Below are 24210 nucleotides of genomic sequence, written 5' to 3'. Positions count from 1 at the left end.
TGGAAGGAATGGATATAAAAACCCTTTACATGAACACATATTCATATGTTATATTGAAGGCATCATGTATAACCAACCGCTTGAGGCCCTATGTCACAATCACATGATCACGAGCATGACCATACTCCAGCAGTAACCAGTGCAAACGAGCGTAAAGTCCTTATCTCCTTCCTCATGATATTCACATTTATGGTGGTCGAAGCTGTTGGAGGGATACTTTCTGGCTCATTAGCATTGCTGGCAGATGCAGGCCACATGCTTACAGATGCAGTAGCTTTGGCGCTGGCTTATGCGGCATTCCGTTTTGGCCGTCGAGCTGCTGATAGCAAACGAACCTTTGGATATTTGCGATTTGAAGTCATCGCGGGATTCTTTAATGCCCTGACACTCTTCGCTATTGTGGCGTGGATTGCATATGAGGCATGGGAAAGGTTACAAGCTCCACCAATTATACTGGCAGGCCCAATGCTGATCGTTGCCATTGCAGGATTGTTGGTCAACATATTGGTATTATGGATCATGACCCGTGGTGAGACCGATCATGTTAATGTCAAAGGTGCTATTTTACATGTGATGGGTGATCTATTGGGTTCTGTTGGCGCTATTGTCGCCGCTATTGTCATTTACTATACGGGCTGGACACCGATTGACCCAATACTTTCCGTTCTTGTCGCAGCACTGGTTTTACGTAGTGCCTGGAAATTATTAGCAAAATCGCTGCACATCCTGTTAGAAGGAGCGCCTGAAGATGCCTCCCCAGACAAGGTGGAACAGAGACTAATCAGTTCTGTTAAGGGCTTAGCAGCCGTAAGTCATATTCATGTCTGGCAAATAACCTCAGGTCGGACGATGGCAACACTGGAAGTAAGAGCCAAGGAAGATGTGGACGTAAAAGACGTTGTGAAGCTTGTAAAACAAGAACTTTATGAGCAGTTCAAAATAGAACATGCAACTGTGGGAATCGACTGGAATTACGATCAAAACGATAATACATGCAGCCTTTCACCGACAAAACTGCGTAACGAACACGAACACGAACACGAACACGAACACGAACACGAACACGGAAAAAAGCATAACCATTCTAGTCCAGGCCACAAACATTAATCAGGCCTCTGGTGATGCACTATCAATTTAGGAGGGAGAATCATAATGTCCAGCACATCAGATTGCGGCAACATACAAGACTGTTCCGCGACAGATCATGTCGCGGAGCCAGATCTATCAATGCTCTCGCAAAACGACATTGGGCAACTTTCCGAGATTTTCCATCTACTGGGGGACCAGTCAAGACTACGAATCCTGCTTTACTGTATGCGTGGTTCGGTCTCTGTAGGCGACATTGCTGAGTCGCTCCAGTTATCACAATCTCTCGTCAGTCATCATCTGAGGTTGTTACGAAGTGCAAGGCTTGTTCGCGGAGAGAGAAAGGGTAAGTACATATTTTATAGCATAATGGATCACCATGTAAGTCATGTTCTTCAGGACATGGTATTTCACATAGCTGAAGAATAACCCGAATAAATTTTGATAAGTAGAGCTTCTGTAATTCCAACTCACCTTAGTTTTTCATTACTTTGGTGAGTTGTTTCATCATTAATTTATTAAAACCTTAATAATAAACTTTTAACAATGAAACCGGCCCCCTTCCCTTGTATGCAATAAATACATTATGGTTCGCTACTACCAGATAAAGCGAAGTGAGCAGGCCACCTCCCGAAGGAAAAACCTTGCTTTGCAAGATTATTGATTAGCCACGGATAATCTAAATAGCTGCGCCGAATAGTAGATCACTTTGAGGGAACTCAGCCCGGATTGTGCGATCTGATCAATCGCCAAATCAAAAAAATCACCAACCGGACTGAGCAATGCCGATCATAGCACCCATTCCCCGCAGCGAACGACACCTGATGCAGAAAACCATCCATAAAACGTGCGTTAAAAATTATGCCCGCAGACTGACCGCCATGCTGATGTTGCACCGGGGAGACCGTGTCAGTGATGTCGCCAGAACACTCTGCTGCGCCCGTTCATCTGTAGGGCGATGGATTAACTGGTTTACCCAATCGGGTACTGAAGGTCTGAAATCATTACCCGTCGGGCGTTCCCGCCGCTGGCCCTTTGAGCATATCTGCACATTGTTACGTGAACTGATAAAACACTCTCCCGGTGATTTTGGTTATCAATGTTCACGCTGGAGTACGGAGTTACTGGCAATAAAAATCAACGAGATAACCGGATGCCGGCTACATGCCGGAACGGTGCGTCGTTGGTTGCCATCTGCCGGGCTGGTATGGCGGAGAGCTGCGCCGACACTGCGTATCCGTGACCCACACAAAGAAGAAAAAATGGTCGCTCTCCATGAGGCACTGGCGAAATGCAGTGCGGAAAACCCAGTGTTTTACGAAGATGAAGTGGATATTCATCTCAACCCGAAAATCGGAGCTGACTGGCAGTTACGCGGGCAGCAAAAACGCGTTGTCACACCGGGCCAGAATGAAAAGTACTATCTTGCCGGTGCGCTGCACAGCGGTACGGGAAAAGTCAGCTACGTGGGCGGTAACAGCAAAAGCTCAGCCTTATTTATCAGTCTGTTAAAGCATCTTAAAGCGACATACCGGCGGGCAAAAACGATTACGCTCATTGTCGATAACTACATCATCCACAAAAGCCGTGAAACGTTGCGCTGGCTGAAAGCAAACCCAAAGTTCAGGGTCATTTACCAGCCGGTTTACTCGCCGTGGGTCAATCATGTCGAACGGTTGTGGCAGGCACTTCATGAGACAATAACCCGAAATCACCAGTGCCGTTCAATGTGGCAACTGTTGAAAAAGGTCCATCACTTTATGAATACCGTCAGCCCATTCCCCGGGGGAAAACATGGGCTGGCTAATGTGTAGCGGTATTAGGATCAGTTATTTAGATAATGAATGTAAGTAGGAAAATAATGACCCATAATATAAAAAAGCGAGCTCCAATACAGGCAGCTCGCAAAAGTCACTCAAGGAAAAACAGAGGGACATACCTACTATGTAGATATGGTACTGCTGCGACATGCTACATTCTTTGATTACTGTGATAGCGTTAAATTTTCAATAAGGAGAAAATTTACAAATAGTTTGGTTCTATTTATATACGACAGCGGTAGCGTATGAATTATCTTGAACTCTAAGTGATGAAATTACGAAATGAGTTCCACCAATCATATCTGCTTTTTTAGATAGCGAATTAATAATCTCCGATTGGGTTGCACTACCGGTTTTAAAGAAATTAATCTCTCCGACACGAATTGCGTTTATCGGAGTTGGTTCGTTATAAGTAATTTCTGTCGCCGCGTAACTACTGAAAATGGGGAATAGCAATGCTAATACAAGTATACTTTTCATGAACACCTCTTTAACTAAATAGTGGGTATAATAATAACTCAAAATTTATAGAATGGATTAACTTAAAAAGACAATAGATAAACAAAAACAGACAAAGTTATAATATTAAAAGTGGTTGCGTCTAATGGTTTAGTTTTTTGATTTTTTTTGATTTTTTTTGATTTCTTTTGATTTATAGTATGTTGGAGGAACACCAAAAATGGATTTGAAAGTTCGGCAAAATGATGCTTGTGAACTGAAATTATAATCAATGACGACATCAATTATCCTATTGTGTTCATGTGACCTGCTCCCCGTTGATTAGTACACCCCGATGTTAGTAATGTCTTCATAAGCCACATGAGGACATCCCCATGAAGAAGCGTTTTTCCGACGAACAGATCATCAGTATTCTCCGCGAAGCCGAAGCTGGGGTACCCGCCCGTGAACTCTGCCGCAAGCATGCCATTTCCGATGCCACGTTTTACATCTGGCGTAAGAAGTATGGCGGTATGGAGGTGCCTGAAGTTAAGCGCCTGAAGTCGCTTGAGGAAGAGAACGCCAGACTCAAGAAGCTGCTTGCCGAAGCCATGCTGGATAAAGAGGCGCTTCAGGTGGCTCTTGGGCGAAAGTACTGACGACAGACCAGAAGCGGGAAGCCGTGATGTTGATGTGTGATGCGACCGGTCTGTCGCAACGTCGTGCCTGCAGGCTTACAGGTTTATCCCTGTCGACCTGCCGCTATGAGGCTCACCGTCCGGCTGCTGATGCGCATTTATCAGGGCGCATCACTGAGCTGGCACTGGAGCGCAGGCGTTTTGGCTACCGTCGTATTTGGCAGTTGCTGCGCCGTGAAGGGCTTCATGTTAATCATAAGCGCGTGTACCGGCTTTATCACCTCAGTGGCCTGGGCGTAAAACGCAGAAGACGTCGTAAAGGGCTGGCAACAGAACGTCTGCCGCTGCTCCGTCCGGCGGCGCCCAATCTGACCTGGTCGATGGATTTCGTCATGGACGCACTTTCCACCGGTCGCAGGATCAAGTGTCTTACCTGCGTCGATGATTTCACAAAGGAATGCCTGACGGTCACTGTTGCCTTTGGGATTTCAGGCGTTCAGGTCACGCGTATTCTGGACAGCATTGCACTGTTTCGAGGCTATCCGGCGACGATAAGAACTGACCAGGGGCCGGAGTTCACTTGCCGTGCACTGGATCAATGGGCCTTTGAGCATGGTGTTGAGTTGCGCTTAATCCAGCCGGGCAAGCCAACGCAGAACGGATTTATTGAGAGCTTTAACGGACGATTTCGCGATGAATGTTTGAATGAGCACTGGTTCAGCGATATCGTTCATGCCAGGAAAATTATTAATGACTGGCGGCAGGATTATAACGAATGCCGCCCGCACTCCACGCTGAATTATCAGACACCGTCTGAATTTGCAGCGGGCTGGAGAAAGGGTCATTCTGAGAATGAAGATTCCGACGTTACTAACTGAGTGTTGTATCTAATCGTGGGGGCAGGTCACATACATCGTGCCAAAATTTAGAGTGCTTCACAAATACCATGCATACAACATAAAAAAGATAGCCTTGAATCATTATCCTGAATATGTATGGAAATGACATTCCGAATACAACCATATCTGCCATTTAAAACTCTTTCCAATATATGATAATGTTATTATTATTTCATGTATATTTAAAATTAGATAAACAAAAACAGACAATGGATAAACAAAAAAAGACATTATTATTGAATAACAATGATTGTTATATGGTTTATTTAGGCAGCTTGGGCATTTCATGTCACGTGATTTAAGATCTAGGTATTTATTCTTTTGATTCAGAGTCAAGCTAGAGTTGTTTGAAGGGAAGGGGATGGGAATGCGTGAGTTTCAGCCTCCAACTACCTGTAAAGACATATTTTGAAACCTATATAAATGGGATAAGAAAAAATATCTTCAGTGTAAAACGATAAAAAAATCGCTATATCTTATTGATCATATGTGAATTTTCTTGTCTAAGAAAAATTTCTCGATAAGTGGATGTTCAAGACAGTCTGCGCTATACAAATAAATACAATAAAAAGTGTTGACCCTATAGTAGTTACAGGGTTTTTAATGGTCATCAACAGGAAACGAGCAATATGCTCTTATGATGAACATTAACTTTATTAGGATTATCACTATGAAAAATATCAAACTTCTCGCAGCAGCTGGTCTTCTCTCTGTTGTCTCATTCTCTGGTATGGCGCAGACTGTCAGCGTAACTGCTTCCACTCTTGACAGTGCAGAAGCAAAAATTGCTGCTAAAGCAAAAGAAGCACAAACGTCATACAAAATTCTTTCTGCTTCTACTGGCAATAGAGTTCACATGACCGCTATTCTAGGAGAGTAGCGATGTAACTGCTTGAAATAGCAATGTTTTTATTTATCCATTGTGATTCAAATATAATGTGCCGATTTATACAAGCATATTACCTTCCTTTATCTTGAGTGATGTTTTAGGGCTGCCTGTTGTTGGAGCCCTTTTTTAACTTCTCGATGTTAGAGTCTTTCCTATATATCAATAATTACAAAGGAAATCATTAAATTGAAATATTTGTATTTATCAGAACTACGGAGGTTATTTTTTAAGTAAGGCTGTTTTTGGAGTTTCTAAAATTATCGTTTCAGCTAGCTCAGCTTTGATTTTATAATCTGTTCGACTGCTGTTCTTGCTTTAACCGCTGCTTGTAAATCTCTGAGTATGTGAGCACGAATAATAGCTCCTTCAAAGAGCATTGAAACGGATTCTGATATTTCGAACACAAATTTTTCGGAGGAAATAACCTTCGACACATGGTGCCTGATTAATACATCCATTTCTATTTTATTACGAGCACACCTTTGATGTATCAGATGAGTGGGATCGCTAAATTCAGCACTGACATTGATAAAATAACAACCATGAAAAGATGACGATGTGATGTCTCTGCTATTTATAGAATCATCGAGTGTATTGAAAAGCTCGCTAATAGATGGGTAACCATCCTCTACTTGAGATAAACGAGAGTTTAAAGATGCGAAATATTGTTGGTTGCAATAGTCAATGGTAGCCGCAATAAGCTCTTCTTTGCTTGAAAAATAGGTATAAAGCGTCTTCTTCGCTACACCCGATTCAGTCAATACCTGGTTTATACCAACAGCATGAACTCCATATTGATAAAAAAGTTTAAAAGCAGTTGAGATTAATAGTTCTTTCTTGTCCATAGAAGCTAAGACCTGGTTGTTGTACGGATTGAATATTGACATCAGTAGACTGACTTGTCTACTCTTAGATGAGGGAGACAGATCGGTCTCCTTTACTTTGCCGGTACTTAATTAAGAGGTTTTTACATGAAAAGTACTCCCCGTGCTCCGCATGAAATGTTTCATAAAATCTATGACTTAGTGACTATTGGCTCAGGCTCTGCTGCAAGGGCAGCGGCTAATGAAGCACGCAGATTAGATAAATCAGTAGCAATGATTGAGCAGGGGGTTGCGGGAGGCACGTGTCTGAATGTTGGCTGTATCCCGTCCAAAACCTTATTGGCGGCGGCTGCAATTCGTTTTTCTGCGCTTCAAAAGAAATTTTCTGGCATTGATACCTCGGCTGCTCCTGTTGACCTGGCATTGTTGGTTTGGGATAAAGATCAGATGATTGGCCAATTTCGAGAGACCTATCATGTACAGGGACCTTCTGAAGCCGGTATTGATGTGTTTCGAGGGGCTGCCGCTTTTACGTTATCTCAGAATCAGGAATATGTGAGTTTAAATGTTCATGGAATTGATGGCATCACTCAAGTACATGCAAAGAACGTAGTCATTGCAAGCGGGGCGAGTCCGTTCATTCCTGAAATTCCAGGGTTGAAGGACGTAGATTATCTGACGTCTTCCACGGCTATGTCGCTTACTAAAGTTCCTGAATCTTTACTGGTTATTGGTGGGAATGCTATTGGCCTTGAGCAAGCTCAGTTGTTCTCTCGTTTAGGGTCAAAAGTCAAAGTTATTGAGGTTGCCACCAGAATAGCTCCTTTCGAAGATCATGAAATATCTGCTGTCTTGGCGAAATCACTCAATAATCAAGGTATTGAATTTTTAACTGGTGCAAATATCACACAAGTAAAAGCAATGGGAGATTTAGTTAGCTGCACAGTCAAGATTGGTGAGAGCACTTATATTCTTTCTGCTGAGAAGATTATGATCGCAACCGGGCGCCGCCCATTTACCGAAAATCTTAATCTTAATGCTGTTAATATCTCGACTGGTCCACGTGGGCAGGTGATTGTGGACGAGAATCTTAAAACGTCAAATTCACGAGTCTGGGCTGCTGGTGATGTTACAGGCGGTGCTCAATTTGTTTATGTTGCAGTTGAGCAAGGTAAATTAGCAGCGAGTAATGCTCTTGGTGATAAGCTAGATTCTCTGGATTATAATGTCCTTCCTCGTGTAACTTTCACTTCTCCGGAGCTAGCTTCTGTAGGTTTGACTGCATTACAAGCTGAGGAAGAAGGAATTCCATATGAAGTCCGAGAACTGCCTGTCGCGTTTGTATTGCGTGCAATTGTGAGTCGTCATACTGATGGTTTGGTAAGACTGATCTCGAATAGTGAAACAGGGAAGATACTCGGCATTCATATGGTAGGGGAATCTGCAGGTGATGTTATTGGTGCGGCTACCTATGTCCTTTCAGCTAATATGACAGTACAGCAACTTGCTAAACTATGGTCCCCTGAATTCACAATGACAGAATCACTAAAGAATGTGGCGAAAACCTCCCCAATTAGGTAGCACAACCTACCAACCTTAAATCCATAGTCAGCTTAATGCTGACAATGGCGGCCTAGTCCATTCGCTTATTGGGATTTTCCTATGAGTATATTACCTATCCTTCAGTTTCCCGACCCTCGATTACGTACCGAAGCAAAGACGGTTCTATGTATAGATGAGCAGGTTCATTTTCTTGCTCAAAATATGTTAGCAACAATGTATGATGCAAACGGGATTGGTCTTGCTGCTACCCAAGTAAATACCCATGAGCGCGTCGTCGTGATTGACGTGTCTGAGACGCGCGATCAGCCAATGGTAATCATCAATCCTGAAATAGTTTGGGCTAGCGACAATATTTCTAAAGGAACAGAAGGCTGTCTTTCGTTGCCGGGTATTTACTGCGATATTGAGCGTTCAGAGGTAGTGAAGATCAAATACATGGATAAATATGGGAAAACCCAGGAAATTCACGCGGATGGACTTCTTGCTATCTGTATCCAGCATGAAATGGATCATCTAACAGGAAAACTCATTATTGACTACCTCTCTCCCTTAAAGAAAGAACGAGTTCAAAGAAAATTATCGAAACAGAGAAACCGTCGGAATAAAAGGAAGTAATTTTGTATCTAACTGTTTTATAAAAAGAAAACCGCATGCAAAAAATACAATAAAAAGTATTGACCCTATAGTAGTTACAGGGTTTTTAATGGTCATCAACAGGAAACGAGCAGTATGCTCTTATGATGAACATTAACATTATTAGGATTATCACTATGAAAAATATCAAACTTCTCGCAGCAACTGGTCTTCTCTCTGTTGTCTCATTCTCTGTTATGGCGCAGACTGTCAGCGTAACTGCTTCCACTCTTGACAGTGCAGAAGCAAAAATTGCTGCTAAAGCAAAAGAAGCACAAACGTCATACAAAATTCTCTCTGCGTATACTGGTGATCGAGTGCACATGACCGCTAAATTAGGGGATTAATAGATAATCATTTTAGGGTATCTATAGGAATATATACCTTGATAAAATCTGCCACCATATACTAATTTTTATTATTTGATATATCACATGTTTTTCCTTGAATAGACTTTAGCGGACTGCTGATAAAGAGTCCGCATTTTTTTAATATAATACTAATAGTTAAGTATAGTTTTTTATCCGTGCAAATATTTTAGCTCCACGCCCTCTTTGATACTTTCAGTTTTTGTGATCCATTCTCAATACCGATGCTTGGTTAAAACAGAGAACCATTCATCATCAGCTAGCAACCGGTGCTTTTACGATTTAAGGGGTTAAGACGCCGCTCACTATTCTATTCCGTTAGCCTGACTCTGTGATTTCCCGAACATAGTTCAGTGTTCTGAACAGATAAAACCAGCATATTTGTGTCCGGAGCGTCAGACAAGATTGTCTGATAAAGGGTGACCGCATTGTACAAATCATCATCGTACTAGTCGGTGTTATTTGAATTTCCCGACAATTCAAAGCAATCCGCCTGGAGTTCGCCTACTAAGTCCTTGATGTAATCGTCCTTAACGAATCCGCCAAAGTTCGCCTGATGCTCTTCATCCGCGTCATAAGGACCGCCATAAATATACGCATATCCACCTTCCCGGGAGTTATAAGGATAGGCATTCACTAGGTCTTCGTAGTGTTCATAAAACCAGTTGCGCATCACTTCCAGCTGATTCGCTTTACTGTTGTATTGCAGTGACTTAAGCGGGACTTTCTTATGATTAATCATAAAGGTTTCTGACATAGTTTTATGTCTCCCAGACTAGACTAGGGGTCTGAAGCCCAACCGTACGAAAACGGACGCTAAGTACGTTTTGTGAACAGATGATCATCAAGCCCTGAGACAATATGATCGTCACAGAGTCCATTCATCCGTTTCTTCCGCTTGCTTCAGTGGCCGTAGCTGGCCTTTTGTTACCTGCTCAGCAAGTGTGAACGTGTAATGCCCCAGCATATTGATATCGCGTGCTTCAGTGGCGAAAGTCTGGCTTCATCCTCTTCATTTATGGTTTCACCTTCATTACGTAAATGATCCAATGCTGCCTGCATATAGATGCTATTCCAGAGAACGACTGCATTGGTCACCAGTCCGTGCGCACCCAACTGATCCTCCTGCCCATCCTGATAGCGTTTCCTTATTTCACCTTTTTGTCCGTGGCAAATCGCTCTGGCTACAGCATGTCGGCTTTCTCCCCGGTTAAGTTGGGTCAGGATGCGGCGGCGATAATCTTCATCACCAATATAATTAAGAAGGTATAAATTGCTTCATTTGGCGCACTATCGTAAACGTTTTTGGCGGGACAGGATGTACTTGTGTGTACGAAACCGAGGGCCAACAATAAATATTGATTTAATGCAAAGGCCCATATAAGATTGATTTACAAGGTGATGGTGCTCCACCTTTCCCAACCGCCGGTTTTTCAACACCGGATGATGGCGCCTGATATACAGATGAAGTTGTCCTCTTATAGGCATGTATGTCAGGTATCGCTATGCAAAATAAAACCACATTACCGCTTACCGCAGAATCTCTCTCTTTTCAAAGAGATAATCCGATTTATGTCTTCGGTCATCGAAATCCTGACAGCGATGCTATTTGCAGCGCGCTGGTTGTGGCTGACTGGCTTAATTACACCGGTCGTCCCGCAACGCCCTGGCGCCTGGGGGATATCACCCCGGAAACCCGTTATATCCTCAACGCTGCGGGTGTTTCACAACCCGATTTACTCACCGTCGATCTGACAGATAAAACCGTATGGCTGGTTGATTTTACGGATGCAGAGCAGGGACCGTCTTCGCTGATGGACAGCAACGTCATCGGCATCATTGACCATCATCGTATTGGTACCCTTGTTACCCGCAATCCACCGGATGTCTGGGTGCGGGCGGTAGGATGCTGCGGAACAGTAATTCTCTCAATTCTCATGCATGACATTCCGATGCCGCTGACTGCCGCTCAGGCTGTGTTGCTGATGGGGGCGATCCTCAGTGATACCGTTGCGCTGACGGGTCCCACCACCACCACTCAGGATCAGGAATCCGTGGCTGTTTTGCGGGAAATCGCCGGTATCGATTATGACCAGTTTGTGACAGGGCTGCTGCGAGCCAAAACAGATATAACCGGGCAATCCGCGTCGGTTTTACTCAATCGTGACGCCAAAAATTACCGGATCCATGATGTGCCGCTGTTGTTGTCACAAATTGAGGTCCGCGACATGGCTGATATTACTCCCCTGTTGCCTGAGCTACTGCAGGAAATGGATAAAACCTGCAAGGACAGCGTGCTGGACATGGTGATCCTGATGGTGACAGACATTACCAGCCGGAACTCCGTTTTGCTTTTTTCAGACAGCAGCCTGACAGGCTCCCGCCAGGTATCGCTGCCCGGCATGACAAGCCGGAAAAAAGAAATCCTCCCCTGGCTGACCAACCGCTTCGCTTCTTATAAGAGGTGATTTATGCAAATTTACCGGCATGCCTTGTTACTTGTACAGAATGAAACCGATGGTCTGCTGTTGCTTGAGCAGGCAGAACGTCTGGCAAAAGAGATGGGCACCCGTATTACTGTCGGGCATCTCAGTGCTGACTATAGGGAACTGGATTATACCAGTGACTCATTAACCAAAGACCGTCAGTCCCGCGAAGTTATTGATGCAAAGGCAATGCTTAGCCGTCTGGTGGAGTCCAGCAGTATTGATATCAACGTCAGGTCCATCGTCAGCATCCATCGTTTCCGGGACGTTGAGGCCGTTGTTCAGCATGAAGATATCGATCTGGTCATGCTGGGGCATGAAAACCGCCTGTTCAGGGTTTTTTCCTCCTTTTCTTTCGAATTCATCAATCACCTTTCTGTTGATGTTCTGATTAAACATATTCCAGCCCCTTAAAAGAAGGTCAAACTTATGAGCTTTGAAATTGAATGTATCATCGCAAGAGAAATTCTGGATTCCCGCGGTAACCCGACCGTAGAGGTTGAAGTGACTTCTGTAGGGGGCAGTATGGCCCGTGCCTCCGTTCCTTCCGGTGCCAGCACCGGCTCCCGTGAAGCCATCGAGCATCGCGATGATGACAAGACACGTTTTGGCGGTAAAGGTGTTCAGGATGCGGTCCGGTGCGTCAATACCGAAATTAACGATGCCCTGCAGGGCTACGATGTACGCCGCCAGAAAGAAATCGACAACTGTCTGATTGCCCTTGATGGCACAGAAAACAAAGGCCGGCTGGGTGCTAATGCGATCCTTGGCGTATCGCTGGCAGTATCCCGCCTGGCGGCACAACTATCCTCTACCCCGCTCTACCGCTATCTGGGTGGCGTCGGCGCGAATCTGCTGCCGGTTCCCTGTATGAATATCATTAACGGCGGAGTTCATGCCCGCTGGCAGGGCGCTGATTTTCAGGAGTTTATGATTGCACCATGGGGAGCCTCTTCCGTACGCGAAGCTATTCGCTGGGGCAGTGAGGTCTACCAGGCCCTGCGTCAGGTCCTGCTGGAAAAAGGTTTATCCGCCGGCGTGGGCGATGAAGGCGGTTTTGCACCGGCCGTTTCCTCAAACCGTCAGCCGCTGGAGCTTATCGTGGAGGCAATTAGCAAGGCGGGATACCGCCCAGGCGAAGATATCGTTATTTGCATGGATCCGGCCTCCAGTGAATTCTACGTCGATGGGAAATATACCCTGCGTACCGAAAATACCCGGCTCAGCGCCGACGAAATGACCCGCTACTATGAGCAACTGGTGAAGGATTTCCCGATAGTCCTGATTGAAGATGGCCTTGCGGAAGACGACTGGGCCGGCTGGCAGCTCCTGCACCGCGCGCTCGGCGATAAAGTTGAGCTGGTTGGCGATGATATCTTTGTGACCAATGTGAAATATATCCAGCGAGGTATCGATGAAAACCTGGCCAATGCCGCATTGATCAAACTGAACCAGATAGGCACCCTGAGTGAAACCATCGAAGCCGTCCAGTTGTGTCAGGATAACAACTGGGGAACCTTTATTTCGCACCGGAGCGGGGAAACCGTGGACAGCTTCATTGCAGATATGACCGTCGGCCTGCGGGCTGGTCACCTGAAAACCGGTGCACCCAGCCGTGGGGAGCGCATTGAGAAATACAATCAACTGATGCGTATTGAAGATGAATTAGGTGATGCCGCCATCTTCGCCGGTAAAGCCGCCTTCAAAAAACGCTGATTCCGTCACCCTTCCCGTATGCTCAGATACGGGAAGGGGTAGGGTGGTTCTGTGAACGGAAAAATACTCATACTGTCAACAGCAACGGGGATCCAGGCAAACTGTCTGGTTTTCCTGATCGCTGATGCCTTTTTTAATATACTGCCGGATGATACCAGTGCCGTTGTAATCGCGCTGTTCATCGGTAGCGGTGCCCATCTTCTGATGCATCACCTCCTTGACCGGAGTCCAGGTAAATCCGGGTAATCAGTACAAACAACTCAACGGGTTCAGGTCCTTCCGGTTCAGTTGTGGGTGACAGACAGGTAGTTGTTATGGGGAAAATTATTTTACTCCGCCATGGCGAAAGTTAGTTGAATCGCAAAATCGTTTTACCGGATGGGAAAATGTCCCGCTGATGCTGAAAGGAGTGGAGGAAACCCGGCGCGCAGCAAACCTGATAAAACGGTCCGGGATCAGTGTGCCACTACAATCATAGATGGAGCCTGCACATCCGTTCTGAACCGGGCAATTCATTCGCTCTGGCTGATAATGGAAGCGCTGAATCAATTGTGGTTACCGGTGGACAAATCATGGCGGTTAAATGAACGTCATTACGGTGCGCTTCAGGGAATGAACAAAGATGAAGCCACTCAACAGATTGGCCAGAAAATCGTTTATCACTGGCGGAGGAGCTATCGTGGTATCTCCCTTCCGTTGCCGGAAGCACCTGCTTCACTTCATCGTGAGGCACGTTATCGTCATGTGTCCCTGACGGATTTGCTGGGGGGAGAAAGTCTGGAAATAACGCAACGAAGGTTGTTGCCTTACTGGCACCACGTCATTGTCCTGCGCGTCGCCAGTGGCGAAACCATGTTGCTGGTCAGTCATGCTAATACACTGCGTGCGCTGACCATGTTTATTGAGCAGATTGATGAAAATAAGGTTCCCGATCTGCATGTCCTGACGGGAATCCCCGTACTGTATGAAATGAATGAAAAACGGGCCATCACCGCACGTTATTCCCTTGAATGACGGTCTGATGGTGCCCTGATTTCAGCGAGGTGGTATGTACAAATCATTATTCGCGGTGGTGATAGGCGGATCGATCGGCTGTGTGATCCGCTGGATCGATCGGCTGTGTGATCCGCTGGATACTGTCCATGCGTCTCAATGCACTTTTCCCCAATCTTCCACCTGGTACCCTGGTGGTTAATCTGGTTGGCGGATTTATCATCGGTATGGCACTGGCCTTTTTTGTCCGGCAGCCTCACCTTGATCCCGCCTGGAAGTTTTTTATTACCACCGGCATATGTGGCGGTATGACAACCTTTTCCACCTTTTCTGCTGAGGTGGTGGTGTTACTTCAGAATGGCAATTATGCATGGGCTGTCATTTCCGTACTGACGCACGTAACTGGCTCGCTTCTGATGACTGCCACTGGTTTCTTTGTGATGACACTGCTGTAAAAGCATATGCGCCATACACTTAACCGCGCCATGTCTCCGGCAGATTTTCATTTTATCGCCATAACAACATACCTGACCTGCCGGGTCAGGTATTTCCGGAGAAGGGTGTATGGAGATGCTCCCTGAGAATATCGTGAAGGGACTTTCCGAGGCCGAGGTGCAGACCCGGCTGGGTCAATGTGGCTATAACGAAGTGCGTGAACAGCCTCCGGACCAGGTGCGTGCTATCCTCAAACGTCTGCTGGGTCCCATCCCCTGGATGCTCGAAATTGCGCTGGTACTTGAAGTGGTTCTGGGAAAGACGACTGAACCAGTGCGCGCTCAGACAACGACGAACCATCCATTCACCTCATTCGGAGGTCACAGATAGTCGCTGTCTCACACGCCGAATCCCCTCCTGAGTTCACCACGATCCAGCAGGTCATGGCGGCGTCCGGCGCCATGATCCTAGCAGTCGCAACCGGCAGCGACGGTCATCCCCATATCCGCGGGTTGCAATCATTAGTCGAAGCATAGGCGATGATACGGCAGGACTCGTCAGGGATACGGTTTCCAGTGAAAGATTAGACTTATTGCTGCCGGCAGTAGTGTCAGCGTTGCCAGTGTGGCTGAAAGCAGCCCACCAATAATGGCAAATGCCATCGGTCCCCAGAAAACATCCCGGGCAATCGGCAGCATCCCGAGAATGGCCGCCGAAGCGGTCAGCATGATGGGGCGTGAACGGTGCAGCGCGGCGACTTTGATCGCCTCATCCGCAGTGAAACCATTTTTCATCCCCACATCCACTTCGCTAATAAGAATGACGGCATTACGGATGATCATCCCGGCCAGTGCAATGATCCCCAGCAGCGCTACAAAGCCCATCGGTATGCCAAAAGGCAACATAGCCATAACAATCCCCGGCAGACCAAAGGGTGCCATCAGCAGGGCCAGCAACATCGAGGAAAAACGCTGTAACTGGATCATCAGCAGTAACAGCATCACCATCAGCGTGACAGGCAATACCGCATACACTGAACTGTTCCCTTTGTCCGACTCCACAACCACCCCGCCTTCCTCCACGCCGTAACCCGGCGGCAGACTCTCCCGGAAACCGGCAACGACAGGAGACAGTGCCGATGATAGCCTTTCTGCACGCACCCCGGGCGCGGTATCCGACTGGGCCGTGATAAACGGCAGCCGCTGCCGGCGCCAGATAACCGGGTCATCGAGCGTCCATTCTGGCGTGGCGACCTGTCCCAGGGGAACTTTATTCCCGGTCGATGATGTCAGCATCAGAGCATTCAGTAACGCCGGGTTTTGTCGTGAGGCTTCATTTCCCCGCAGCACCACATCAATCTGGCGGTTACGGTCGCGCAGGGTGGTCACGGTGGTTCCGGAGAACAGCGTGGCAAGCGTTCCTGCCAGTGACTGAGACGTCATGCCGGTGGCACGCGCCTGCGTCTGATCCACCCGCAGACGGATGACCCGCTCCGGTTCACCGGACGTCAGATTGACACCCCGAGTATCGGGATTGCGGGCAATCATCCCTGCCAGTTGCGTGGCCAGTTCACGTACACGGGTATTATCCGGCCCGGATACCCGATATCTGATCGGCCAGCCTACCGGGGGGCCCAACTCCAGTGTGGATACCCGGGTTGTGAGCGTACTGAAATCTTTCGACAGGATCTGCTCAAGCTGTTTCTGCAGCCGGTTTCTCGCCGCTTCATTTTTCGCCACTACGACCAGCTGGGCAATGTTCTCTTTCTGCAGCAGAACATCCATCGGCAGATAAAAACGTACAGCGCCGGAACCGATGTAGCTTGAGTAATGGTCAATATCAGGATTATCGCGCAATTTCGCTTCAAACTTCAGGACGTCGTGGTGTGTCTGTGCCTGGCTGACATTCTGCGGTAGAGTCAGGCTCACCAGTAGCTCCGGGCGATCGGACGCCGGGAAAAACTCACCCTGCATCAGAAGGGCCCCGCCCCCGGACAATATCAGTATCGCCAGGGCACAACCGAGTGTCTTGCGCCGGTGCTGCATCACCCGGTCGAGCAGGCGGGTATAATGACGGTGAAAGAAACTGTGCTTATGTGACTGATGTGAATGCTGTTCCGGCAGTAACCAGACGCCGGTAAGCGGCGAGAAAAGAACCGCAACCAGCCATGAGCTCAGCAGCGCTGTCAGTACCACCACAAACAGGGAGTAGCAGTATTCTCCTGCGCTCGATTCCGCAAATCCCACCGGTATAAATCCGGCAATCATCACCAGTGTTCCCGTCAGCATCGGGAACGCGGTGGTACGAAATACCTGCGTGGCGGCCACACTCAGGGCATCGCCAGCCTCAAGCCGCGACACCATGGCTTCTACGGTGATCATGGCATCATCAACCAGCAGTCCCAGTGCAATAATCAGGGCACCGAGGGAGATTCGCTGCAGCCCTATCCCGGCCAATTCCATCCCGGTAAATGTCATGGCCAGCACCAGCGGAATGGCCACAGCGACCACCAGACCTGCCCGGCTGCCCAGCGAAAAAAAAGAAACGGCCAGCACAATAATAACGGCCTCAACCAGCACCTGGACGAATCCTCCCACCGCGTCACTGACTACGGCCGACTGGTCTGCCACCTTCTCCACACTGATCCCGTAAGGAAGATGCGTGCGGATCCTGTCCATCGTCGCGTTCAGCGCCCGACCAAAATCAATAATATTTCCACCGCGAGCCATCGAAATCGCCAGCCCGAGTGCCGGTTTACCGTTAACCCTAAACTCCGGTGAGGGCGGATCTGCCTGCTGCAGTGTGACCGTGGCCAAATCGGTGAGGGGGATAAAACGGTTTCCGGTATGCAGCACAATTTGCCGCAGGCTGTCCACGGATGTGAAGGCGCCACTGACTTCCACCGACATATTTTCCTGTGATGTCCGGATACGTCCGGCGGGCGTGACGGCATTCTGTGCCTGCAGAGCCGCCGTCACCTGCTGAAGATCGAGTCCCATTCCCGACAGTTTCAGTGGATCAAAAGCAATCACCACCTGTTGTTCGCTGTCACCCAGCGGCGTAACTTTCCCTGTTCCCGGAACAGCCAGCAGAGATGCCCGGATATCATCGACGGTATCGCGTAACTGCCGGGGAGTGAAGCCGTCCGACGTGAAGCCATAAATTGTGCCGTATGTATCATCGAATTCATCATCCACGGCCGGGGTGGTGGTGCCGTCCGGCAGGGATGCCCGGATGTCGTCCATCTTTTTCCGCACGCTATACCAGATACCCGCAACCTCTGACGGCGGTGTGTCATCACGCAGGTTCACAAAAATCACCGACGAGCCCGGACGCGTGTAACTCTCGATATAATCCAGATGTGGGATTTCCTGGAGCTTCTTCTCCAGCGTGTCGGTGACGAAACTGACGGTATCTTTTACCGTTGCGCCCGGCCACTGTGCCGACACCACGGCGGTCTTAATGGTAAACGCCGGATCTTCGCTGCGCGGCAGATTCAGAAAGCTCATGACGCCTGTCACCGTGATCATCAGCATCAGAAAAGCCACCAGTTGTCGGTGGGCCAGTGCCCAGGCAGAAAGATTAAAACCGACGGAAGCGTGCATAACATTTTTCATTTTTGGTCCTCCGTCAGCACGTTTTCCCCGTCACGTAACTGACTGACCCCGGCAGTGACCACCTGTTCACCAGCTGTCAGCCCTTTTCGGATGAGCACCGAATCGGTCATATAGGCCGCAATGTCAACGGGTGTCAGGCGCAGGCGATTTTTGTCGGTGTCCACCACGAACACTGCCGGCTTCTGTTCTTTCCTCGTCAGGGCAGATGCCGGTACCTGAAACACATCACTGCCGCCCATTGGTAATGACCCGGTGACCGTCGCCCCCATAGCCATTACTGCGGGTGCATTCTCAAGGTCATAGCGTACCCGCCAGGTCCGGGTCTGTGTATCTGCCTGCGGGCTGATGTCACGCAGCGTTCCGGTTACCGACACCGACGGGTTATCCGCCATACGCAGGGTGAGTGTCTGCTGCTGTTTCAGGGTGTCAGCCAGAGCCCCCGGTACGCTGAAGACCGCATCACGGGCCCCTGACTGCGCCACCCGCAGGATTTCCTGTCCGGTGGTCACTACCTGTCCCGGACCGGCGCTGACGGTGGTGACCACCCCGGTAACCGGTGAGACCAGTCGCGCATACCCCAGACGGTCCGTTGCACTGCTCAGGTCGGCCTGAGCGCTCTGCAGTTTTGCTGTTGCCGTGTCGCGGTTTGTGCGGGCCTCGTCAAGCTGAACCCGGGCAACCGCACCCTGCGGGGCAAGCAGCGTCATGCGTCGCAGGTTTATCTCAGCAAGCCTGACGCTTGCCCCGGCTTCCTGTACTACCGCCTGAGCACTGCGGTACTGATTACACAAATCGGTATCATCCAGTTCAGCCAGTACCTGCCCGGCAACCACTGACTGCCCCACATCCGTGAGTCGTTTCACCATCCGGCCATCGGTACGGAAGCCGATAATCGTCTCTTCATGGGGCAATATTTCACCGGTCATAAGCGTCTGCCCACCATGATTGCCGGCAGATACCTCCGTGGTCATCACCGGTCTTGGTGGGACATGGCGGGATACCGGCTCATTATCACAGCCGGTCAGTTGCAGGGCGAGGGCGAAAACCAGGGCTGAGCCCCGTCGCCAGAAAGGCAAAGATGCTATCAGGGGGATGAATGAATATGATGGCATGGCAGCCTCCGGAAAAAATGCTGCCATGAGTAAACCGCAGGTGTGTCCAGATACGTTCGACGAACCATCAAGATTTGGTCAAGAAAAGTGAAAAAGAAAACTCATACGGGCAGTTTCACCTGAAACAGGAGTCCGTTCCCCTCTTGCGGGATACTGGCGGTCAGCGTTCCGCCGTGAGACTCACAAATGGCTCTGGCAATCGACAGACCCAGTCCACTGCCTCCTGAATGACGGGAACGGGAAACATCAGAACGGGTAAACCGGTCAAACATCACCGGCAGAAAATCCGGTTCGACGCCCGCGCCGTAATCCCGGAAGGAGAACGTCCAGTAGCCTGACTGAACGTACCCCTGTATCGTTTGCTTCCCGCCTTCCGTCGCGTAACGCAGAGCGTTCTCCATTAAAATGGTAAAGACCTGTCCGATTCGCAGCGGGTCCGCACAACATTCTCCCGGAGGGATATCCGTGTCGTAACCGAAATGCCCGGCGGTAGCCTGTGGCCGTAGTCAGGCAATCTTTTCCTGCAGTAATCCGGCGGGTGAGAAGCGTTGTTTATTCAGCGTGAGTTGCCCTGCATCAGCCAGTGAGAGCAGGTGCAAATCATCAATCAGACGGCTGAGGCTCTGCAGCTGGTTCATCACCATATTCATCTGCGCCTTATCAGGCGGGAATACGCCGTCCATCATTCCCTGCAGACGGCCCACCGCGGCCGTCAGTGGAGAGCGCAGTTCATGCGCGGCCGCAACATGAGATGCCCGTAATTCCCGGTCATAACGTTCAAGTCTTTCGGCCATGGTATTGAAGTTCTGCGTAAACAACATCAATTCAGAGGGCGCACTTGCATCCAGTTTTGAGCGAGTGGTAAAACGCCCCTGCGCTATCGCTGCGGAGGCCCGCGTCAGCAGACCGAACTGCCGGGCGAGAGGTCGGGCGGCCAGCAAACCGAGCATAATTATCAGCGGCGTCACAAACAGGACCAGCCCTCCCAGCGTCAGCCAGTCTGTTGACGCAATGGACGGGTCTGAGAACTGCAGTCCGTACCAGTCATCAATAATTTCATGGTAACGGATGCGGTTAAGATCGGGATTTTCCCGCAGATGCAGAAATTCCTGTCGTACCGGCTCCGGCATCCGATTCTGTACCCAGGCATCCAGCAGGGCAAAACGCAGCCACATGCACAGGGCGATAAGCACGACACTGCCGGCCGCCAGCGACAACACCCTGACGCAAATCCAGCGCCATAATGAACGGGACTCTCTTTTATTCATGGCTGCAAATACCGGTAACCGACCCCTCTCACGCTGGTCAGCACACCGCTGACCCCCGCTTTTTCCAGTTTGCGGCGCAGGTTATAGATGTGTGTATCAACCACCCTCTCCAGGGCATCACTCTCCGGCAGACAGTGTTCAAGCAGGGTCTGACGGGAACAGACGCTCCGGGGGCGGGTCATCATCATGTCCAGCAGTGAAAACTCGGTGGGGGTCAGCTCAAGGTGCACCCGGTTTTCATCGTGAATAATAGCGACTGACATGGTGTCCCGGTTGAGTTCAACGGCCCCCACCCGGCGATAATTTTCAGCGTCAGTATGCGCTGCCGCCCCACGCCGTAACACCGCCTGCACCCGGGCCACGACCTCACCCGGATGATAAGGTTTGACGACATAATCATCCGCACCGAAGCGTAAGGCCCCGATACGGTCCGGAGCCTCGCCCATTGCGGTGACCATTATCACGGGAACATCGGATTCGCGGCGCAGCCGGCTGAGTATTTCTGTTCCGGTCATACCCGGCAGCATGATATCAAGCAGAATAAGTGCAGGATGCTGGGTAAGGGCGGCTTCAAGTCCTGCTTTTCCATCATGGGCCAGTATGACCCCGAAGTTTTCACGGCGAAGATAGGCTTCGAGAACATTCGCCGCATCCCGGTCGTCCTCGATAATCAGAATACGTTTTGTGTTCATTCATTCTGCCTTGATGGTTTCTTGATGGTTTCCACGCTGAGTCTTGATAAAGCATCGTCATAATCCACTGCGGTTTGCCGGGCGGTTACAGCTTACCGTAATGCATAAACATAAAACGAGGGATATATGATGGCAACGTGTTCGTCTGTAACAGGGTGTACTATGATCCTGCTGGCAGCGACCTGCGGGTCCGCTATTGCCGACAGCGGCAATCAGGATGGAGTGACGGTGGGGATAATAGGAGAAAACGCCCCCCGCTACAGTGGCGCGGATAAGCAGCACTGGACAGTGATGCCTTCCCTGCAGGCCCGTAAAGGCGCGTTTTTCTTCGGCTCAACAAAAGGTATCGGTTATGACCTGCAGACGGATAATGGGCTCTATTTTGAAAATGCGTTCGGATACAGTTTTGGCCGTGCCGATCAAAATTCATCGTGGCGCGATGGTTCTGACAAACTGAAAGGAATGGGAAACATCCGTGGTGCACTGAACACGCAGGTTGCTGTTGGCTGGCAGGTGAACAGCTGGTTTACCCCGGAAATCCGTGCAACTCTGCCGCTGACGGATTCACAGGGGGTACAGTACCAGGCCTCGCTGACGCTCGTGCCCTGGCAGAACGACACAGATACGGTTGCCTTGCAGGGCGCGGCACTTTTTGGTGATGCCCGGTACATTAATACCTGGTACGGCGTTAATGCTGCCCAGAGCCGCACAACCGGTTTTCGGGAATACAACCGTAGCGCAGGATTTTACGCTACGCAGACCACCCTGAGCTGGCAGCATCAGTTTAATGAACACTGGGGCACCCTACTGGGCGCTTCATATGCCTGGCTTGCGGATAAAACCAGTGACAGTCCTGTTGTGTCAGCGCGAGACAATATCAGCGGTTTTGCTGGTATCAACTGGACATTCTGACGCGCCTGGAACTGGCAGAGTCTCCGAAAAGTGGACTATCAGAAACATATATTTGAATGTTGATATCAGATGATGTTTTGCGAGTCATCTATTGGCTTGGAAATGGCCTCAAGCCCTGAGTGATATATCACCGGAAGATTACGAGCAGGAACATGTACTATTACACTTTCAGTGGGGTGGATTATAAGCGCAGGATAATAGCATATGAGGACAGCATTAAAATTCATTACCTTTCCAAATCCTTTATCTATATTCTCGGTAGTATAAAACCATGTATAGCGAAAGAAAACCTTAGCATATTAAATAAGACTGCACGGACTATATTCCCGCCGTGGTTCTTCTGCCCCCATAAACAATGACCACGAAAATATCAGAAAAACCACGACATCACATGTTGAATGGGCCGAATCCCTGCGTGACCAGAATTGACGAGTGAAGACTTGAAAAGTTTGACATAAATTGAATATCGTCATCCCATAATAGTATGGATATAGTACGCACTGCCAGCTAATTTGTTCCGTCCGTTGAGTCTCTAACTGACTATTATTTTAAGACTGATATATCAGTCTCTTTGATTTTTAGATGGCAATAATATTTTCTGACATTACTTCATTGAGTACTTTTACCACCATACTGGCATCAAGATTCTTGACCGACACATAGACCTTTATATGAGCCTCCACGCTATCGAGAATTATATCGAGCGTACGGTCAAGCTCTTCTGGACAGTAGTTCATCACGCTGTCGAACACGCTATTGTACGATGCCCTGACAATCCCATTACATACCGTAAGGAATAAGGCGATATTTCTCATTCAGAACTGAATCACATGCGGCAGCAGGAGGATGAAAATCAGCGACTGAAGAAACAGGTGGCTGGCCTGAGTGTGGACAAGGAGATGCTTCAGGAGATGCTGAAGCAAAAGTTCTAAGGCCGGCACAGAAATACCAGTCGGTGCATTCTCCGCAGGAAGCATATCGTATCAATGCCCACCGGGGACGCGGGTTACTAATGCAAAGCAGAGCTGTTTAACCGCCGCTATCGGACATAAATACTGGATTTTAATCTATTTAGAACTCAGAATGAGGTACGGGAGAATTACATTATGCTGGCTGAGGTAATACAATAACGAGCGGCCTCATGAATCTCTGAATAACCTGATACAGGAAGAGGTATCGGCTGATGACTGAAAACCCGGAGCTATCAAGAAGTGCATGGAACAAAAATGGCATGCTTAAACTTACAGCGTTTGGTTTACGTATACTTCGCTCTTCTTACTTTTTATGATGATAAATTTGGCATACCACCCTGTTCTTAATATATTTAAAAAAAACCAAATACCCCCTCCACAAATACTTGACGTCACATGATACATTAATGAGGCCTTAAAAGAAAAAACCGATGATTTAGTAAATCACACATAAATATTGAACACAATACATTTAACATAGAGAAAAAATTAGTGAGTTAAGTAATAGACATATTAAATCAAAACTACAACTCAAGACATCTAAACACCCCACCATGGTGCATAATAATAACAGAAATACTTCTAACCGTAAGGATACATGATAAAAAATGGTTACCACAGCGGGGAGGTAACCATTTTTAGTTAACTACTCTCTCGGAGGAAAACCTGCCTCACGTAAAGCATTAGCAACTTGTTCAGTAGATAAAGAAGTTTTCACTTCGATCTTACGAGTCGGTGGATCAGTTATGATACTTGCTTCAGGATCAATATTTTGAATCACTTTAGTCACTGTCCGGGCACATCCGCCGCATGTCATATTTTCTAGATGTAATTGCATATATATATCCTA

At 48.4% G+C, this 24210-nt stretch carries 22 protein-coding genes, 3 pseudogenes and 1 riboswitch; of the genes and pseudogenes, 15 read left to right on the top strand and 10 right to left on the bottom strand.

Going from position 1 to position 24210, the window contains the following annotated elements; translation table 11 throughout:
• Positions 1 to 90: 90 nt before the first annotated feature.
• The 3 genes from GNG27_RS01845 (at position 91) to GNG27_RS01835 (ending at position 2900) form a co-directional block, all read left to right on the top strand.
• Positions 91 to 1107, top strand: coding sequence for a cation diffusion facilitator family transporter (locus tag GNG27_RS01845; protein WP_023336662.1), 1017 nt, complete (start codon positions 91 to 93; stop codon positions 1105 to 1107).
• A gap of 45 nt (positions 1108 to 1152) precedes the next feature.
• Positions 1153 to 1515 carry a helix-turn-helix transcriptional regulator gene (locus GNG27_RS01840; RefSeq protein ID WP_016154435.1) on the top strand — a complete coding sequence of 121 codons (363 nt, stop codon included), beginning with the start codon at positions 1153 to 1155 and terminating at the stop codon, positions 1513 to 1515.
• 353 nt (positions 1516 to 1868) lie between these two features.
• Positions 1869 to 2900, top strand: coding sequence for an IS630 family transposase (locus tag GNG27_RS01835; RefSeq protein ID WP_023336661.1), 1032 nt, complete (start codon positions 1869 to 1871; stop codon positions 2898 to 2900).
• A 225-nt stretch (positions 2901 to 3125) separates the two neighbouring features.
• Here the strand turns inward: GNG27_RS01835 and GNG27_RS01830 are convergent, their stop codons facing one another.
• On the bottom strand, positions 3126 to 3386 hold the full coding sequence (locus GNG27_RS01830; protein ID WP_023336660.1) for a DUF1471 domain-containing protein: 261 nt from the start codon (positions 3384 to 3386) through the stop codon (positions 3126 to 3128).
• A 353-nt stretch (positions 3387 to 3739) separates the two neighbouring features.
• On the opposite strand from GNG27_RS01830, the gene GNG27_RS01825 reads away from it, so the two are divergent.
• A protein-coding gene (locus GNG27_RS01825; protein WP_096147877.1) for an IS3-like element ISSen4 family transposase occupies positions 3740 to 4860 on the top strand; the annotation gives its coding sequence in 2 pieces (ribosomal slippage) (positions 3740 to 3998 and positions 3998 to 4860; 1122 coding nt in all).
• 691 nt (positions 4861 to 5551) lie between these two features.
• Positions 5552 to 5761: a YdgH/BhsA/McbA-like domain containing protein gene (locus tag GNG27_RS01820; protein ID WP_032645162.1), complete on the top strand. Its 210-nt coding sequence runs from the start codon at positions 5552 to 5554 to the stop codon at positions 5759 to 5761.
• A gap of 278 nt (positions 5762 to 6039) precedes the next feature.
• On the opposite strand, the gene GNG27_RS01815 is transcribed toward GNG27_RS01820, so the two are convergent.
• On the bottom strand, positions 6040 to 6615 hold the full coding sequence (locus GNG27_RS01815) for a TetR/AcrR family transcriptional regulator (RefSeq protein WP_023336659.1): 576 nt from the start codon (positions 6613 to 6615) through the stop codon (positions 6040 to 6042).
• A gap of 126 nt (positions 6616 to 6741) precedes the next feature.
• Here GNG27_RS01815 and GNG27_RS01810 point away from each other — a divergent pair, with 126 nt between their 5' ends.
• From GNG27_RS01810 to GNG27_RS01800, 3 genes are all read left to right on the top strand, one after another.
• Complete coding sequence (locus tag GNG27_RS01810; RefSeq protein ID WP_023336658.1) at positions 6742 to 8175, top strand: NAD(P)/FAD-dependent oxidoreductase; 1434 nt, start codon at positions 6742 to 6744, stop codon at positions 8173 to 8175.
• 81 nt (positions 8176 to 8256) lie between these two features.
• Positions 8257 to 8772, top strand: a complete 516-nt coding sequence (gene def, locus GNG27_RS01805) for a peptide deformylase (protein ID WP_023336657.1) — start codon at positions 8257 to 8259, stop codon at positions 8770 to 8772.
• A gap of 155 nt (positions 8773 to 8927) precedes the next feature.
• Positions 8928 to 9137, top strand: a complete 210-nt coding sequence (locus GNG27_RS01800) for a YdgH/BhsA/McbA-like domain containing protein (RefSeq protein ID WP_023336656.1) — start codon at positions 8928 to 8930, stop codon at positions 9135 to 9137.
• A gap of 472 nt (positions 9138 to 9609) precedes the next feature.
• Here the strand turns inward: GNG27_RS01800 and GNG27_RS01795 are convergent.
• Positions 9610 to 9915: pseudogene (locus tag GNG27_RS01795) on the bottom strand (hypothetical protein); the annotation flags it as partial.
• A 111-nt stretch (positions 9916 to 10026) separates the two neighbouring features.
• Positions 10027 to 10430, bottom strand: a pseudogene (locus GNG27_RS01790) (Tn3 family transposase); the annotation flags it as partial.
• A 116-nt stretch (positions 10431 to 10546) separates the two neighbouring features.
• Positions 10547 to 10621: riboswitch (Fluoride riboswitch) on the top strand.
• Positions 10622 to 10663: 42 nt separating this feature from the next.
• Here GNG27_RS01790 and GNG27_RS01785 point away from each other — a divergent pair.
• Genes GNG27_RS01785 through eno form a run of 3 tightly spaced genes read left to right on the top strand, consistent with a single transcriptional unit; the run spans position 10664 to position 13360 of the window.
• Positions 10664 to 11626: a DHHA2 domain-containing protein gene (locus GNG27_RS01785; RefSeq protein WP_009652407.1), complete on the top strand. Its 963-nt coding sequence runs from the start codon at positions 10664 to 10666 to the stop codon at positions 11624 to 11626.
• Between the two features lie 3 nt (positions 11627 to 11629).
• Positions 11630 to 12058 carry a universal stress protein gene (locus GNG27_RS01780; protein ID WP_023336653.1) on the top strand — a complete coding sequence of 143 codons (429 nt, stop codon included), beginning with the start codon at positions 11630 to 11632 and terminating at the stop codon, positions 12056 to 12058.
• Between the two features lie 15 nt (positions 12059 to 12073).
• Positions 12074 to 13360: a phosphopyruvate hydratase gene (gene eno / locus GNG27_RS01775; protein ID WP_023336652.1), complete on the top strand. Its 1287-nt coding sequence runs from the start codon at positions 12074 to 12076 to the stop codon at positions 13358 to 13360.
• A 75-nt stretch (positions 13361 to 13435) separates the two neighbouring features.
• Here eno and GNG27_RS23800 read toward each other — a convergent pair whose 3' ends face one another.
• Positions 13436 to 13570, bottom strand: coding sequence for a hypothetical protein (locus GNG27_RS23800; protein WP_023336651.1), 135 nt, complete (start codon positions 13568 to 13570; stop codon positions 13436 to 13438).
• A 168-nt stretch (positions 13571 to 13738) separates the two neighbouring features.
• On the opposite strand from GNG27_RS23800, the gene GNG27_RS01770 reads away from it, so the two are divergent.
• From GNG27_RS01770 to GNG27_RS01760, 3 genes are all read left to right on the top strand, one after another.
• Positions 13739 to 14374 carry a 2,3-bisphosphoglycerate-dependent phosphoglycerate mutase gene (locus tag GNG27_RS01770; RefSeq protein WP_224788374.1) on the top strand — a complete coding sequence of 212 codons (636 nt, stop codon included), beginning with the start codon at positions 13739 to 13741 and terminating at the stop codon, positions 14372 to 14374.
• Between the two features lie 128 nt (positions 14375 to 14502).
• The gene (crcB, locus tag GNG27_RS01765; RefSeq protein WP_009652450.1) at positions 14503 to 14808 is read left to right on the top strand and encodes a fluoride efflux transporter CrcB; all 306 of its coding nucleotides are present in this window, start codon (positions 14503 to 14505) and stop codon (positions 14806 to 14808) included.
• A gap of 109 nt (positions 14809 to 14917) precedes the next feature.
• Complete coding sequence (locus GNG27_RS01760; RefSeq protein WP_016154443.1) at positions 14918 to 15178, top strand: cation-transporting P-type ATPase; 261 nt, start codon at positions 14918 to 14920, stop codon at positions 15176 to 15178.
• A gap of 167 nt (positions 15179 to 15345) precedes the next feature.
• On the opposite strand, the gene GNG27_RS01755 is transcribed toward GNG27_RS01760, so the two are convergent.
• The 4 genes and pseudogenes from GNG27_RS01755 to GNG27_RS01740 all read right to left on the bottom strand — a co-directional run bounded on the left by GNG27_RS01755 (position 15346) and on the right by GNG27_RS01740 (position 21477).
• Positions 15346 to 18405, bottom strand: a complete 3060-nt coding sequence (locus tag GNG27_RS01755) for an efflux RND transporter permease subunit (RefSeq protein ID WP_023336649.1) — start codon at positions 18403 to 18405, stop codon at positions 15346 to 15348.
• Positions 18402 to 19517 (bottom strand): efflux RND transporter periplasmic adaptor subunit, encoded by a 1116-nt coding sequence (locus GNG27_RS01750; RefSeq protein WP_023336648.1) that lies wholly within the window; start codon positions 19515 to 19517, stop codon positions 18402 to 18404. Before GNG27_RS01750 ends, GNG27_RS01755 begins: the two co-directional genes overlap by 4 nt.
• 101 nt (positions 19518 to 19618) lie before the next feature.
• Positions 19619 to 20785 (bottom strand): annotated as a pseudogene (locus GNG27_RS01745) (sensor histidine kinase).
• A complete protein-coding gene (locus GNG27_RS01740) occupies positions 20782 to 21477 on the bottom strand; it encodes a response regulator (protein ID WP_023336646.1) in 696 nt (231 codons plus the stop codon). The pseudogene GNG27_RS01745 and the gene GNG27_RS01740 overlap by 4 nt, the downstream one beginning before the upstream one ends.
• A 126-nt stretch (positions 21478 to 21603) precedes the next feature.
• Here GNG27_RS01740 and GNG27_RS01735 point away from each other — a divergent pair, with 126 nt between their 5' ends.
• On the top strand, positions 21604 to 22389 hold the full coding sequence (locus GNG27_RS01735) for a MipA/OmpV family protein (protein WP_023336645.1): 786 nt from the start codon (positions 21604 to 21606) through the stop codon (positions 22387 to 22389).
• Positions 22390 to 24006: 1617 nt separating this feature from the next.
• Here the strand turns inward: GNG27_RS01735 and GNG27_RS01730 are convergent.
• Entirely contained in the window at positions 24007 to 24198 is a 192-nt protein-coding gene (locus tag GNG27_RS01730) for a heavy-metal-associated domain-containing protein (RefSeq protein WP_016154448.1), read from the bottom strand.
• Positions 24199 to 24210 lie beyond the last annotated feature (12 nt).

Origin of the sequence: Leclercia sp. 119287 (assembly GCF_009734485.1) — a bacterium.
GTDB classification, from domain to species: domain Bacteria; phylum Pseudomonadota; class Gammaproteobacteria; order Enterobacterales; family Enterobacteriaceae; genus Enterobacter; species Enterobacter adecarboxylatus_C.
This window is presented reverse-complemented; position numbering and strand designations above follow the sequence as displayed.